The sequence below is a fragment of the Bacillus sp. UNC438CL73TsuS30 genome, assembly GCF_000482325.1.
Lineage (GTDB): Bacteria > Bacillota > Bacilli > Bacillales > Cytobacillaceae > Neobacillus.
In genome coordinates this window covers 32,128-47,016 of the sequence record NZ_AXVA01000027.1, presented here as the reverse complement: position 1 = coordinate 47,016, position 14,889 = coordinate 32,128, and the positions used below count along the sequence as shown (strand labels likewise).

The 14,889-nt window shown below is 34.3% G+C and carries 11 protein-coding genes and 1 pseudogene; 10 read left to right on the top strand and 2 right to left on the bottom strand.

Features of this window, described 5'->3' with window-relative positions; all coding sequences use genetic code 11:
* Positions 1-196: 196 nt before the first annotated feature.
* A complete protein-coding gene (locus M028_RS0110835) occupies positions 197-1,501 on the bottom strand; it encodes a competence protein CoiA family protein (protein ID WP_026573931.1) in 1,305 nt (434 codons plus the stop codon).
* 113 nt (positions 1,502-1,614) lie between these two features.
* Positions 1,615-1,860: a DUF7662 domain-containing protein gene (locus M028_RS0110830; RefSeq protein WP_026573930.1), complete on the bottom strand. Its 246-nt coding sequence runs from the start codon at positions 1,858-1,860 to the stop codon at positions 1,615-1,617.
* Positions 1,861-2,374: 514 nt separating this feature from the next.
* Here M028_RS0110830 and M028_RS32755 point away from each other — a divergent pair.
* The 10 genes and pseudogenes from M028_RS32755 (at position 2,375) to M028_RS29815 (ending at position 14,878) form a co-directional block, all read left to right on the top strand.
* A complete protein-coding gene (locus M028_RS32755; RefSeq protein ID WP_155925563.1) occupies positions 2,375-2,512 on the top strand; it encodes a hypothetical protein in 138 nt (45 codons plus the stop codon).
* 55 nt (positions 2,513-2,567) lie between these two features.
* Positions 2,568-2,747: a hypothetical protein gene (locus M028_RS0110810; RefSeq protein ID WP_026573929.1), complete on the top strand. Its 180-nt coding sequence runs from the start codon at positions 2,568-2,570 to the stop codon at positions 2,745-2,747.
* On the top strand, positions 2,734-3,132 hold the full coding sequence (locus M028_RS0110805; RefSeq protein ID WP_026573928.1) for a recombinase family protein: 399 nt from the start codon (positions 2,734-2,736) through the stop codon (positions 3,130-3,132). The genes M028_RS0110810 and M028_RS0110805 overlap by 14 nt, the downstream gene beginning before the upstream one ends.
* Complete coding sequence (locus tag M028_RS0110800) at positions 3,125-4,543, top strand: recombinase family protein (RefSeq protein WP_026573927.1); 1,419 nt, start codon at positions 3,125-3,127, stop codon at positions 4,541-4,543. Before M028_RS0110805 ends, M028_RS0110800 begins: the two co-directional genes overlap by 8 nt.
* On the top strand, positions 4,540-6,039 hold the full coding sequence (locus M028_RS0110795) for a recombinase family protein (protein ID WP_026573926.1): 1,500 nt from the start codon (positions 4,540-4,542) through the stop codon (positions 6,037-6,039). The genes M028_RS0110800 and M028_RS0110795 overlap by 4 nt, the downstream gene beginning before the upstream one ends.
* 251 nt (positions 6,040-6,290) lie before the next feature.
* Positions 6,291-6,413: a hypothetical protein gene (locus tag M028_RS33855; RefSeq protein WP_269320931.1), complete on the top strand. Its 123-nt coding sequence runs from the start codon at positions 6,291-6,293 to the stop codon at positions 6,411-6,413.
* A 17-nt stretch (positions 6,414-6,430) separates the two neighbouring features.
* Entirely contained in the window at positions 6,431-7,915 is a 1,485-nt protein-coding gene (locus tag M028_RS0110785) for a recombinase family protein (RefSeq protein WP_051591008.1), read from the top strand.
* 260 nt (positions 7,916-8,175) lie between these two features.
* On the top strand, positions 8,176-12,474 hold the full coding sequence (locus M028_RS0110780; RefSeq protein ID WP_026573924.1) for an AAA domain-containing protein: 4,299 nt from the start codon (positions 8,176-8,178) through the stop codon (positions 12,472-12,474).
* Positions 12,475-12,845: 371 nt separating this feature from the next.
* Positions 12,846-13,296, top strand: a pseudogene (locus M028_RS33565) (hypothetical protein).
* Positions 13,297-13,657: 361 nt separating this feature from the next.
* Positions 13,658-14,878 (top strand): MFS transporter, encoded by a 1,221-nt coding sequence (locus tag M028_RS29815; protein WP_051591007.1) that lies wholly within the window; start codon positions 13,658-13,660, stop codon positions 14,876-14,878.
* Positions 14,879-14,889 lie beyond the last annotated feature (11 nt).

Genomic DNA, 14,889 nt, shown 5'->3' with positions numbered 1-14,889 from the left:
TGATATAGCAGAAGAAGATGCTGATATTGCCTTAATCTTCGTTGATTTTGGATAATTGCCATATAATATTATGCTTAGTCGGAAGGTTGCAATCATATAAAATCTTTTCATTGCCAATTAAAGTAGCAGGAAAAGCAAATAGGGTGCTCTCTTGTAAAGAACAAGTTTACTAAAGAGCACCCCACAGTTATTTCGATTATTTACTTCGTACTGAAATGAAATTTTGCAGGACTTTTCGTAATTCATCATAGGATTTACATTCATTTTCAATAAACAAATCCCAGACCACACCTGAATTTTTCAATCCAATCTTTGGCATGTAATGGGTCCATAATTCCATTTGTTGACGTTGAGTTAAGCCGATTCGTTTTTTTAGTAAGAATTTTAGGTCATCATATGATGATACGCTAATGGGTTCTTGGCTTCCTCGTAATTTTTGTGAGGATATTTGCTCCAAAATTTTCTTTTTACGTTCCTGTTCCTGCTGCATCAATTTCTGCCTTGCTTCTTCCTCTTGTTGATTCCGTTCCTTTTCTATTCTCTGTTGTTCTTTAACAGCGATTTGTAGCTGCTTATATTTTTGAATATATTCATTTTGGTACTGAACTTCTAGTGTGGGGTTGCTCAAAAGGAATTCATTTTTGATTAGAACTGCATCAGCAAATGGAATTTCATATCCGATACCTAAAAGGAATGCACGGTAAGGTTTTACAAGACGGTCTTTTAAGAACCGCTGGACTTTGACTACAATCCTTTCCTCGTTAGAATAAATGTAATACATGCTTCTAACATCAATAGCAATGTTTTCCGTTGATACAGGATAATTAAAATATTTAAAAAACATCGTGTCCTTCAAAAGGGAAGCAAGCAAAGAATCCCATTCTCTATCTTGATTTGTTTTTGACGCAATTGTTAATTCCGCATCCCACAGCACTATGGAATTTTTTTCTCTTTCAATTGCTTGTTCTTTCTTTTCGACAAACCAAATAGGTTCCATTCCTTGCTCTAAAAAGTATTGATGTCTTTTGCTGATTGTATTTGAAAGTTTATTATCAACTAACGAATTTACGTTGGTAATGACTGAAAGTGCAAATTCCCTATCGGCAACCTTAACCCAAATATCCGGAAATTCTTTCAAATCAGGTTTTGCCCTGTAGCCATAGTCAACCTTAATTATTGTATTATTCTTAGCCTGATTCGAGATTTCATCATGAAGAATGGCTTGAATAGTATTATGGATTTTTGTTTCCCTCTCAATTTGCCGGCTATACCTTTTCTCTGCCTGGTCAATTTTCCTTGATACTTCACAAGCTTCTGAATGTTGATGTGAAAAATATATTCCTTTCATGTCGCCATATTTGACTATTAGTTTTGCTTTACAATGAGGGCATTGGAAAAGGTCTTTATCTGCTAACTTCTTAAAATTATTTACTTCGTCTTTGGTTGCAGAATATGGAAGCCTATATAATTCGTTATCAATTACATGAAGCGCCTCTCTCAAAAATCTTCACCTCTATTTTTCCTTTTTTTTAAGAATCATATATTACGAGAAGGACCATTTACTTATTTATTTATTTACTCCATCTGGTATTTCATTGGTAGGTTCTGAAAAACTTATCGAATAAAGGTAATTTTTTTCTCATGTGGATTAGGTTTGATGGTCTTCCAACCCGCGTTCATCCATGCCCTTGACTGAGAATGTGTTTTATCGTTTCTCCAATAAGCATCATAAACAAAGGCAGATTCCGGAAGCTTATTTCTTAAAATCTTTTCAAGTTCTTCAAATGTAAGAGTAATTTGCGAAACCTCTTTTTTAGTATTTAAAAAATCAAATAGTATGGACCAATTTACTCTGGACACATGATTCAATCCTTCCTAAAAATCTTCCTTTTTTTACAAGAATCATATATCCCAGGTTGGAAGTCAAGCCTCATTTATAAGAAAAATAATAATAATAGCAAATTAGCTATCGCTTTTGTGGGAAATTCGAGAAAACTTTTACTCAAAAAAATTATTTTTTGATTTTAAAAAAATAATTTCGATTTTCCATCCATTTTAATTTTCAATTTTGTATTATGACAATACCAAGTTTGGAAAACAAATTGACTATTCAAAAAAACAACTAGATAGGAGAGAACAACCATGAAAATGCAAATCAAAGGTCCTGCTCAAAGGATTAGAAATAGTAACAACAGAAAAATTGAATCTTTACATAAAAGATAAAACAGGGAGTGAAAAGAAATGGATAGCCGCATCAGCTTCTTATATAGCCGACGAAAGGAAATCGAAGAGGCAAGTTTCAAAAATAACGTGTCTCCCGAATTGCTAAAAAAGTTTTGGAATTTAAGTTCCAAGTGTGGTGGTGAAAAACATCATGAGTAAAAAAGGACTGGAGCAATTAAAACTCCCAGGTATAAAGACATATAAGTTGGTCGTCCCTCGGAAAGATGTAAAAAATCCATGTGCCTCTTTCCAATTGGAGCTTGATTTATACATAGAAGATAAGCAGTAAGTATACATTAACCACTTTCAGTCAATTCTGTGATTATTGACTGGAGGTGGATGAAATGAAATACAAAGTCAGGAAAATTGAGGTAATTGAAGAGTCAAATGAGCTTGGTACCATTTTAATAGAAAGGCTTATTGAAAGAATGCTGATTCAGGAACTTGGTTTAGCTCCTACTCTTCAAGCAGTTATTTTAAATAAACGTTATAAAGAAAAGGATGATATCAATGTTAACAAATAAAGTAACTAACGGGGAAATGAAACTAAAGGTTTTCTTTAGAAGAGCAAGGGAAGAAGGTCAGCTTGAAAAGCAAATGCAAGCTGATTATCAATATCGGCAAAGCTTGATGCCGCATGAATTCATTGAAATTAATGAAGGAAATGTTTCTGCGACCAAATTTATAGAAAGAAGCTGTATCCGTCAATTATTAAAACTTATTGAGCTCGGCAATGTGGATACTTTGTATGTTCACGATGCAAGTCGTCTGACTCGAAATATGTCAAACCATTTTGAATTAATGGCTTTGCTTAATAAGCATAATGTTCGACTTGTTTTTACCGGCTCCTCTGAAATTGATATGCCAAATAAATTATTGGGGCTTGGGGAGGGATTTAAAATTGGCTAAGAACATTGACTCTAACGGGAAATTAAAGGTCTTTTTAAGAAGAGTCAGTACCGAGAACCAAAGTCTTGAGATGCAGGTTGCTGCTGATAAAAAGTACCGGGATGCTCTCGATGAAGATGAATATATTGAAGTAAATGAGCTTGGTGTGTCCGCTAATAAGGTGAAGCTGAAGGACCGGGAGAAAATGATGGAGGTCATTTCGATTATTAGCCAAGGCAAAGTTGATACCCTTTATGTTTATGACCGGAGCCGACTAACAAGAAATTTTTATGAATACCTTGAAATGGTGGATTTGTTCATATCGCATGACGTTAAGGTAGTATTTACTTCGGCAGATTCAAGTTATCCGTCTTTCAACTGCAATTATCTAATCGAAGGTTTCAATGGAATATTAATCGAAGAAGAGGGGAAATCAATTGCTCGTCGGGTTGCAGATGCACACCGAAAGCTCCCGCCAAGGAAATTTGGTTACGATACGCACAAAGATGACCAGGGCAAGAAGTCTTACACTCTTCAAAAGGAGCAAAAAAATAATATATTCCAATTGTTTGAAAAGGCTAGGGATATTGGTGATACAACTGGATTCATTCAACTTATTTCAACATTTTCTAGTCTAATGAAAAAGCAGCCAACTGATATCGTGCGAATACTAACAGACCCCTTCTATGCTGGCTGTGAAAAAATAAGTACATATTTGAATTCGCTCGCTTATGTTGAGCCGGTTATTACTAAGGATATTTACCTTGAAGTGCAAGAAGTAATTGAACCATTCATTGAGGTATTGCAGCAAAACATAAGCGGACGAAGTGATGAAAATATCCTGCTTCCAAAGTGCGGGATTTGTAAAAAAGGTATGAAGTACCGGAAAGATAAAATTGGGGAATCAGGCATTTATACTTGCTCAAATAAACATAAAAAAATCTGTATAAGTGTTGATGATTACAACGATATTTTGCTTATAAGCTGCGCAATGGTCTTTGAAAATTTGAATGAGGAAGAAATCGAGAAGAAAGCCATTCAATTGATAAATGACCTGCTAGAAAACTTGGGGAACGAATTTGAAGCTGTAAATCGAAAAATTGACTATATTGAGGCTCAAATTGCGACAATGCCTTCTGAGAAATTTCTATCCAGGGAATATGAAAAAGTTGAATTAAAACTATTAATGGAAGAGAAACAGAAAAGAAAGGAACTAAGGGAGCAACTTTTACTTTGTGAAAATTACCAGAACAAAGTGAAATACTTGGTGAGCAAGGTCAAAATAAAAGATTGCTTAAAAAACGAAGAACTTATGAATTTAGTAAGTTTAATTATTAAGGATTGCTTTGTCAATGAATCAAAATTGGCGTTTAACCTTTACTTTAATGAATACCTGGACCATGAACAATTAGAAAGGATAGTTGCAATATGATTAACCAGAATGGCGGCAGCCAAAAAGAGCCTCATGGAAAAAGAAAACTAGCAGTTGCTTCAATAAGACGTTCTTCGCACAAGCAGGATGGGAATCAGTCGTTTGAAATTCAAAGAATGGCAATTAAGGATTATGCCGAGAAGCAGGGTTACTATTTGCCAGAAGAATTTATCTTTTACGATAACGCGCAAAGTGCTTATCGTAAAAATGCCAGTAAGCGTAAAGGCTTAAACAAGATGAAAGAAATTGTCCTTTCTTATGATGTTAGTGCGATTATATTTTATGATTTTTCACGCATTGATAGAAAAATTTACTCTTTTGTATCCGAATTTTACACGGATGTCATTGCAAAAAAGCCGCACCTTAAATTCTATACAACTACAAAACAAGATGAATGGACACCGGCTGATTTAGACGTAAAACTTCACCTAATTATGGCAAATGGAGAATCCAATGATAAATCAAGAAGGGCAGTTGATGCTCAAAAGACAGATATAGGTAAGAAGGAACGCCCTGGTTCAACCGTTCCATTTGGCTATAAGCAAATTGAAAAAAAGTTGGTTCCAGACGAAAATGCTCCGATTGTCCTTTTTATCTTTTACCTAGCTTCCTGGGGTCATTCAATTCAAAAGATTACGGATATTTTAAATGAAGCTGGTATTCCATCTCCGTCAAAGAAACAATGGCGGACAAGCAGTATAGAAAATATCCTAAAAAATCAAACCTACGCGGGGAGTTTAAATTGGAAATTCCGCCGAAATAACATTCATCAAAAAGAGCACTTAATTGAGCGAAGTCACGTTGCAATTGTTCCAAGTTTTTTCTTTAAACTCATTGAGGTAAATCGTGAGCTAAAGAAAAAGTACAACAAATTGGAAACACCGTTTTTGTTTGGTGGTCTACTGGTATGCAAAAACTGTGGCAACAATTTGATGCACCGGAACAGTTCCACCAAGAAAAAAGGTACAAAATACAATTATTTTAAGTATTTTTGCACTAATTGCTCTTATGAAATGGATATTGACATATTGAATGAAAAACTGTTGTGCTATATCCAACAACAGTTATCATTGTCTGTAAAAATCAACTCCGAGACTGTCATCAATACCCTTAAAGAGTTTATTCAGTCACTTCAAGAGCATTTGGATGTACTGAAGGCAAAGGAACAGCTCGTATTAGCTAATGAAAGGTTTGCTGAAAGTCATCAGGAAAAGCATTTAAAGGGTGTCTTCAGCAATGTTAAAACCAGATTAAAAGATGAGATGAATCAAATCGAACAATCGATTAAAGAAACCGAAATACTTCTAAGTCCTGCGGAACTGGAAGTGTTTATGAACAGCTTTCAAAATATCGATATCTGTAAGTTATCACAGACAGAGCAGCGATTAATTTTATTGAACTTCATAAATGAAATCGGAATTAGCCTTAAAAGTGAGTCCAATTTCGAATTTGATATTCAATTTAAAGTCAATCCAGTTTCATTTATCATCGAATGACGGTAGATGGAAAATCGAACTTTTACATATATCTTTGGATGGAAAATCGAACCGACATTACATAATGCAATAATCATAAAAAGCCTGAATGGGCAAATGCCGGCATCATAACGGCATTTTATTATAACAGGTTCGGTTTTACTTCCAAGATGGCATACCTTCATGGTTATAATATCGAAATTCTAGTAACCATTATGGACATTAAATCGAAAATACATACATAACAATAAGAACTTTCTGGGGGAAACAACATGAAAATTTCACGACGATTTGATAAAAATGGGGACTCTTTTGAAAAGATGTTCCAAGACTTAATAAATTCCAAGGTTGAAGACTTTGTAAACAAAAAATACATAAAAAAATTGATGGTTTAGTGAGAGGGGAATAAAGCATGTTGAGAGTTGGCGCATATGCTCGTGTATCTACTGGACGAGAAGAACAGGACACGTCATTGGTGAATCAGAAATTGATGTTTGAAAATTATATTCAGGGCAAAGGATGGGTATTTGAAAAGTATTATCAAGATAGGAAGACCGGAACCAAAGCTAAACGCCCTGAACTGATAAAATTATTAAATGATATTGAACAGAAAAACATCGAAGTTGTATTGGTGAAGGACTTATCCCGTTTGGCACGTAACGGTGAGCTTTCTTACAAGATTTTTAATCTTGCGAAAGCCACCGGTGTCCATATCATTTCATTGGATGGAATGGTCAATACAATGGAAAATAATATGGATATGTTGGGGTTGCTTGCATGGATGTACGAAAAAGAGTCCCAGAATTTAAGCCAAAAAATTAAAAGCGTAAAAGAAGTTGGAGCTTCCACTGGAAGGTATCAGGGCTCCACTCCGCCATACGGATATTATCTTAAAGATGGGAAGCTTTATATAAGAAAGGACGAAACCCCATCTATTGTAAAACGGATTTTCCAAGAATATACAAATGGAACCGGTGTTGATACAATTGCAAAATATTTAACTTTAGAGGGAGTACCAACCCCTGCTCAAGTGATTAACAAGAAAAATGCAGGAACAGAGTGGATGAGTAATACTATTAAAACAATACTGTCCAACCCACATTATACTGGGAATTTGGTCCAATGCCGGACCACTACAATTAGTGTCGTTAGTACAAAAAGAAAGTCCGTAGATAGGGATGAACAAAAAATTGTGAAAGGTACTCATGAACCTATCATTATGAAGGATGTCTTTGAAACTGCACAAAAACAAATGATGCAAAGAAAAAAGAATTTAACTGCACCTAAAGCACATCTATTTACCAATGTTGCCTTCTGCGCTGATTGCGGCAGAGGAATGTGGTTCCGGTCCGACAGAAAGGGTTATATTTGTGGCTTATATGGCAGGTATGGGAATGAAAAATGTTCTTCCCATACAATTAAGGAAGATAAGTTAACAAATGCTATTATTCAAGATTTTGGCGAATTTTTTAAGGGAGTAAATCTTGGAATGTTATCAAAACATTTTCAGCAGAAAATAGAAAAGTCTTTCAAAAAGAGCACTAGAGAATTAGAGAAAATTGAGAGCAAAATAAAAATGCTGGAAAAACGGAAGTTAAATTATATTCAGATGAGAGCAGATGGGGATTTGACAGCAGAAGAATTTAAGACTTCCAACACTATTAATAATAAAGAATTAGAAGATTTACAGACTCAAAAAGCTTCTCTTGAAGCAAATGCTTGTAACCATAAAATTGACCTGGATTGTATAAAAGAAGACTTCTTACAATATCTTTACACTCCAGAAATCCTACCTGAGTTAATCCATAGATTCATTTCCCGGATAGAAATTGAAAAAGATGGAACACCAAGGATTTATTATAATTTTCATGCACCAAGGAACCAATACATAGCTTAATAGGAATTTAATAGTTGGTGTAAAAAGCTTAGAGATAAATTCTCTAAGCTTTTTCACGAAATAAACTAAAAAATATTAAAGTGGTTAAAACGATACAAATTTGTTCCGTGACAAAAGACTCGTTTTTATCACCATTTGCTTTAACGATTATGTTTGATTTTTATGGGGAATATACAACCAACCTAGTAAGAATTAACTTTAATTCCCATACATACAATGTGATATATTTACTATATGAAATAATAAAGAGGTGCTTTTAATTGAGCGACAAGGCTAGGCAACTGTTTGAATATTTGTTAGCTGTCAATAACTTGCGATTTAAGGTTATCCGTGATTTTAAGGAATATGATAAAAATTGGACTAAAGCTTCTCTAGAGGAATACGGTGATGGAGTATATTTAATGGGAGAAGGGGTAGATGGAGAAGCAATTATTGAGATTCATAGACAGAAGTTCACAGAAGCGATTTTGACTCCTCCTCATCCTGACAAGTCCATTAGAGAGTGGGTTACATATTCGTATAATAATGAAACTCAACCTCCAAAAATTCCTGCACCGAAAGTATTAATCCAAGGCACTGATGAGGTAGAAGTACGTTTTGAAGAGGATTCGAGTCGGTTAAAGTTGTTCAATGATTGGAAAGCAGTGTGGAGTGAATGGGCTGCGGAAATTTCTCGAATGAAAACGGTTCAAACTTTGTATGAGCTTTTTTTCAGAATTAATCAAGATTTCCAAGTTGAAGGTGAAGGTATTGAACTACTGTTAGGTAATACAATTTTTACGTGGAAACATGAAGTGGATTCTATATTACACCCTTTATTTACGACGAAACTGGATTTAGAACTTGATACTGATAAAGGTATTATTACTGTCAAACCAACTAATCAAGGATACAAACTTGAACTGAATATACTTAGTGGTATCCCCCTTCCTAACATGGAAGAGATTCAGAATATAGGAAGAATAGCGCGCTATAGAGATGTATTTGAAGAAGATGTTAGGGACTTATCTAGTCAGTTTATGCAGGTAATTGATGCGAGTGGTCGTACTGCTTTAATTGGAGAACCTATCCATCCTTCAAAAGATGCTATAGGTCACATTGATGAATATGTAATTATTTTAAGACGAAAAGACAACCAGATTATACAAAAAGATTTAGAACAAATCATTGAGTCAATGCAAGAAGAGGGGTATGAGGTACCTGCAACAATTGAGTCTATTGTCGGGAATGAAGTGCAGATAGATGAAGAATTGAACAGCTATAAATGGGATAAAGTAGCCACAGATTTATATTTCCCTCTTGCTGCAAATGAGGAACAAAAAGAAATCGCCAGAAGGCTGTCGAGTAACTATGGTTTGACAGTGCAAGGACCGCCGGGGACTGGTAAAACTCATACGATAGCCAATATTGTTTCTCATTTACTTGCGCATGGAAAGAAAATACTTATTACGAGCCAAAAGGAAAATCCTCTAAAAGTTCTTAAAGAGAAAATTCCTGAAGAAATACGTGATTTGTGTGTACCAGTCCTCGGTGGTGGAAGAGATTCTCTAAGAGAAATTGAGACATCCATAAGGACAATTTCAGAAAAACTTGGAAATACATCCATTGAAAAGTTAGAAGCAGAAATTGCCCGAAGTAAAAACGAATTAGAAAATAGTCGAAGAAATGAAGCGAAATTTAAGCATCAGTTACAAGAATACAGCAAAAGTGAAAAAACAGAAGTAGACTACAAAGGTAATTCTATCAGCAAAGCAGTTACTGCCCAAATGTTGACTGAACAATCATTAGATTATCTTTGGATTTTAGATAAAGTGGAGTTGAATTCGGAATTTCCCTTATCAGAAGAAGAATTTAAGACTCTATGGGAGCTTAGAGGTTTATTAGAAGTAAGGGACCTTTATTTAAAAGATACAGTTCTTCCAAATTTTAACTTATTAAAAAGCACAGAAGAAATGAAGAAATGGCTTTCAAAAGGTCAGGATTTAAAACATAAACATGATATGGCAATCATTCACACTAATAAAATTCAATTTCCGCATGATAAGGAATATGCTGAAAAATTAAACATGGAGCTTTCAAGAATATTAGAATACAAAGATTGCTTTATAGAAGGAACTGCAAATCAGAAGATACTGGAAGACTACTTAGCTGGTAATACCCGAAAAGAACGATGGACCTCTTTCTTTAGCGAAATAAAAGAATTAAACAAAGAATTGGTATCTATTCATAAAACCATTATTAGTTATGACATTACACTCCCTAAAAAACCAGATTTTGAATTAGAATCGGATATTTATGTATTTGGGGAACGCTTAAGAGCGAACAAGAAACCTAATAAAATATTTGCATTAACAAAGGGAAAGAATGCGAAATTTTTATGGCAAGAACCAATCATTAATGGTCAGCCAGTAAGAACTCTTGAAGAAATAGAAATACTGCAACAACACCTCCTTTTAAAAAGGAAAAAAGAGGAGGTAGTTCGAGTTTGGAATGCTAACATTGATGAAATTAGTGGAACTCCAATTGATATCGAAGATAAACGTCTTTTTAGCACGATTGACAAAGCAATTGAATCCTATGAGACAACAATGCGTTTAGGAACTTTAGTAGAATGTTTTATGCAGACTTCAAATTGTCTATTACTGAATAATTCAAACTGGCTAAATTTCAGCCATTATGTAGAGCTTAAATCAACAACTAATTACCTGTTTGATGTTCTTAACTTCCAAGAATGGGAAAGGGAATATAATTTATATAGAGATACATTAAAGCAACTATTGAAAGAAAAAGAAATACACCCAATTGTAAAATCATTCCTTGATGTATTAAATGACAAAGATGAATCAAGATGGGAGTTCGTAATTGAAGAATTAAAGTGTCTAATGAATAAGAAAGAAGATGTAACTAAATACTTTGCTTTGTTTACGCGACTGGAGGTAACTGCGCCTAAAACAGCAGCAATGATGGTTGATTTACTCTCTAAAGATGTACCGATTCCTCAAGAAGTTCATAAGTCTTGGGAACTTAAATCTTTATATGATTGGATGACAGAAAATCAAGACTTTGAAGCGGAACGAATAGAAAACAACATCAAATCTGAACAAGATTATCAGAAGAAATTAATCACATCAATAGTGTCAAATTCTACTTGGTTAAATCAAATTAATCGAATAACTGAATCACAAAAGAGAGCTCTTGTAGCTTGGAAAAACTTTATAAAGCGTTATGGTAAAGGGACTGGTAACAACAAACGATACTTAGCCGATGCGCGTAAAGAAATGGAAAAGGCACAATCAGCGATTCCTGTATGGATTATGCCGGTCAATCAAGTGATTGAAAACTTCCCAATTTATAATGATAAATTTGATGTCATTATTTTTGATGAAAGTAGTCAATGCGATATCATGTCTGTTCCTGTGCTATTACGTGGTGAAAAGATTGTTGTTGTAGGTGATGATGAACAAATAAGCCCGTATGGTATTGGAACAAAAGACTCTGAAATTGAAGAGTTGATACAACGCTATCTAGAAGGGGTACCAAACAAGAGGCTATTTGACCATAAAATATCTCTTTACGAAATTGCAGACCAAATCTTCCCTAAGAGCGGTAGATTAATGTTGAAAGAACACTTTAGATGTGTACCTGAAATTATTCAATTTTCGAATGACCTCAGTTATGGTGGACAAATGGTTCCTTTAAGACTTCCATTTGAAAACGAAAAAATTGAGCCTCCAGTAATTGCAATTAAAGTTGAGGACGGTTATGCCACGGAAGGAAGTTCTTTAGTAAATGTTCCGGAAGCGGATAAAATTGTTGAAGACATTGAAAAAATAATTGCAGACCCACAGTTTAATAATCAAACGATTGGTGTTATTGCATTACAAGGAAATAAACAAGCAGCTCTTATTGAGAATAAAATACGTGAGAGAATATCTGAAAGTGAATTTGTAAAGAGAAAAATAATTTGTGGAAATGCATACAGCCTTCAAGGGGACGAAAGAGATATTGTCTTCTTATCAATGGTTGTTGCGGGGAACAGACGATTTGTAGCGATGACAAAGAAAGACCAACAACAAACATTTAATGTAGCTGCAAGTAGAGCTAAAAATCAAATGAGGCTGTATCATTCAGTCGAGTTAGATGAATTGAAGAAAGACTGTTACCGATACCAGTTATTAAGCTATTGTAAAAATCCAACAAGGGTAAATAAAATTGTTGAGAACTTAGAAGAAAAATGCGATTCTCCATTTGAGATTGAAGTATTACGTATGATAGTAGCAAAAGGATATAAAGTACAACCTCAAGTTAAAGTAGGAAATTACCGTATTGATTTAGTAATTGAGGGAATCAGAGACCGTCTTGCAGTTGAATGCGATGGTGAGAGATGGCACGGTCCTGAAAAATGGGAAGAGGATATGCAACGGCAATATGACTTAGAACGAGCTGGTTGGAAATTTTGGAGAGTTAGAGGTAGAGAGTTTTATTACAACAAAACTAAGTCACTTGAAAGTTTATGGGTTAAATTGGAGGAAATGGGTATAGAGAAGGTTGCTAACTGATGATTATTAAATGACTTTAGAAAACACAGGGGTTATCTTTTACTGAAGGATTAGAAAAGTAAAGTTTTATGCTTAATTTAACAATTATGTTATGTTGTTGTTTAACAATTAACACAGAAAGAAGAGGAGTGGGATACCTCACTCCTTTTATCACGACATGCTTTTGTTTTTTTACACTCCAATAATATTCCCTTCAGTTAAGACTACATGATTTTCTTTTTCTACCAAAGAAGCATTTGGTAAAATTGTTATTTTGAAAATATGTGAATGATTTCACTTAAACTAACGGGGCAGGTTACTTGAAGAAGGAGTATCTATATTTAGAACATAATGAGGGTAAATTAACCAAAAAGAATTGTAAGAGGTGCATTATGAAACGATTTATTTTAAGCATATTTATCATCTCAACTTTTTGTATTTATCCTTTACAATTAAAGGCAGCTACCTTCCCATGTAGTATGGTCTTGGAACCAATAGATAAAAAACTTGAAAATGCAAAGGGTACAGCATTAATTTATAAAGTGCGGTTGCGTCCGCCTAGTTTCGCACGAACTAATATTAGTCCTTGGAGTTCACCTTCCTGAACCATCCTCTTTTGGCAATTACGACAGTTATGAAGGATTCGCTTTTAAGCCGAGTGAAATAAGTTGGCGTTTCAGACTTTATCCAACTCCAGAAATAGATAGTCCGACTTGGGCAGGAAGAATTGATGAAATAACAGCAAAGATGGAAAATGTAGAAGTGCAGGTTCGTCTTTCTAATTCAAAGAATGAAAAATTGGGACCACCTATACTAAGAAGCAATATTAATAAGTGTAAGTGACTGTAAGCTAAGGTGCATTACTTCAACAATGAGGTAGTGCCTTTTTATTATTAGATAAACCATCACGTCAACAATTTTTATGAAAGGTTTCTACCGAGAAAATTTTGTGAAGAATTACACTTAAACTATCGGGTGCTTGTGTTGAAGAATAGGGGGCTGCTTCGGCAGCCTTTTTTATTCCACTAAATGGGCAGGTTAGTTGCACAAGATTTAAACTAAAATTCATCATAATATCCTGAAGGACATTCTCATACAATCAAGAATATATAAGGTATTAAACAATACCATTTTTAGGAGTGTGTCCAATGTAATCATTACCCTTTTAAAGAGGACTTACAATTTAATATAAGGGGATATTACATTGAAAAATAAATCATTCCGATTTTTGACCATAGGACAGTCATTAGCAGATGGCGGTGATGTATTTTATATTATCGCTCTTATTACGATTGTATATGGTGATACAAAATCAGCGTTTTATGTTTCTCTGGTTCCTTTGACCAAGATGGTATCGGGAAGTTTGAGTGGAGCATTAGCTCCTTTCATTATTGATAAATATAGGTTGAAATCAATATTGTCGTATTCACAATTAAGTAAAACATTGATTTTACTGTTGTTGGCGATTTTTTGTTGGTTTTATTTATCAACTTCGACGTTAATTTTTATTTTTGTGTTAGTTTTCCTTATTTCCTTCTTAGATGGATTTTCTAGTCCCTCAAGTAGTGCATTGCTTCCTTCTTTGGTTCCATCGAATGAGTTAGCAAAAGCAAACAGTGTTCTTTCTTCTATAAGCCAATTTATTCAGCTTGGTGGTTGGGCAATAGGTGGAGTATTGGCGAGTTTACTAGGAACCGATGGATTGTTTTTCTTAACATTTATCCTGTATATACTGTCCACATTGATGATGTTCTTGATTAAGGATACGGGACAAAAGCAAAGGTCGCAGCATACTGAGAACAAAATAGCTTCATTTACTGAGGGCTGGAAAATCATTATTCAAAACAAAAGTTTTCGAACAATACATTTATTTTTACTTTTGAACGTCAGTGCAAATACAGTATGGGTCTCGGCTCTTCTTTATCCATTTATGATACAACAATTAAAAGTGGATACAGGTTGGTGGGGGTATATTAACACTGCTTTATTATTAGGGTTGTCGCTTGCTGGAGTTTATGTTTATCGAAGACCTCGAGAAATGGATATGAGTACGGGGATGACCATAATCAAAGGCAGCTTTATGGTATTCTTAACAACAGCTTTGTTTGGAATAAATAAGATTCCTTTATTGGCTCTATTACTAATTGGAGTTAATGGTTTTTTTCAAGAATTCACTAACATTTCAATTCATACTTTCATACAAAGTATGATTCAAGGCAGACTTTTAGCAAAGGTTTACGCTGCACAAACTACACTGATTATGATAACTTTTGGAGTTTCAACAATGATGATGGGATTAATTGCTGATTCATTTAATATTGTAGCGGTATATTGTATAGCATCATTTTTCCTTTGTTTGTCTTTCCTAATGTTATTAAAACAGAAAAAATATCTATCAGCTTATTATTTTCAAAACAGTAATTAATTAAATGAAGG

Bases quoted from the DNA above. Each gene is read 5' to 3' on its own strand.
- M028_RS0110795 (WP_026573926.1), top strand. From the start codon at position 4,540: ATGATTAACCAGAATGGCGGCAGCCAAAAAGAGCCTCATGGAAAAAGA.
- M028_RS32755 (WP_155925563.1), top strand. From the start codon at position 2,375: ATGAGTAAAAAAGGACTGGAGCAATTAAAACTCCCAGGTATAAAGACA.
- M028_RS0110785 (WP_051591008.1), top strand. From the start codon at position 6,431: ATGTTGAGAGTTGGCGCATATGCTCGTGTATCTACTGGACGAGAAGAA.
- M028_RS33855 (WP_269320931.1), top strand. From the start codon at position 6,291: ATGAAAATTTCACGACGATTTGATAAAAATGGGGACTCTTTTGAAAAG.
- M028_RS0110810 (WP_026573929.1), top strand. From the start codon at position 2,568: ATGAAATACAAAGTCAGGAAAATTGAGGTAATTGAAGAGTCAAATGAG.
- M028_RS0110805 (WP_026573928.1), top strand. From the start codon at position 2,734: ATGTTAACAAATAAAGTAACTAACGGGGAAATGAAACTAAAGGTTTTC.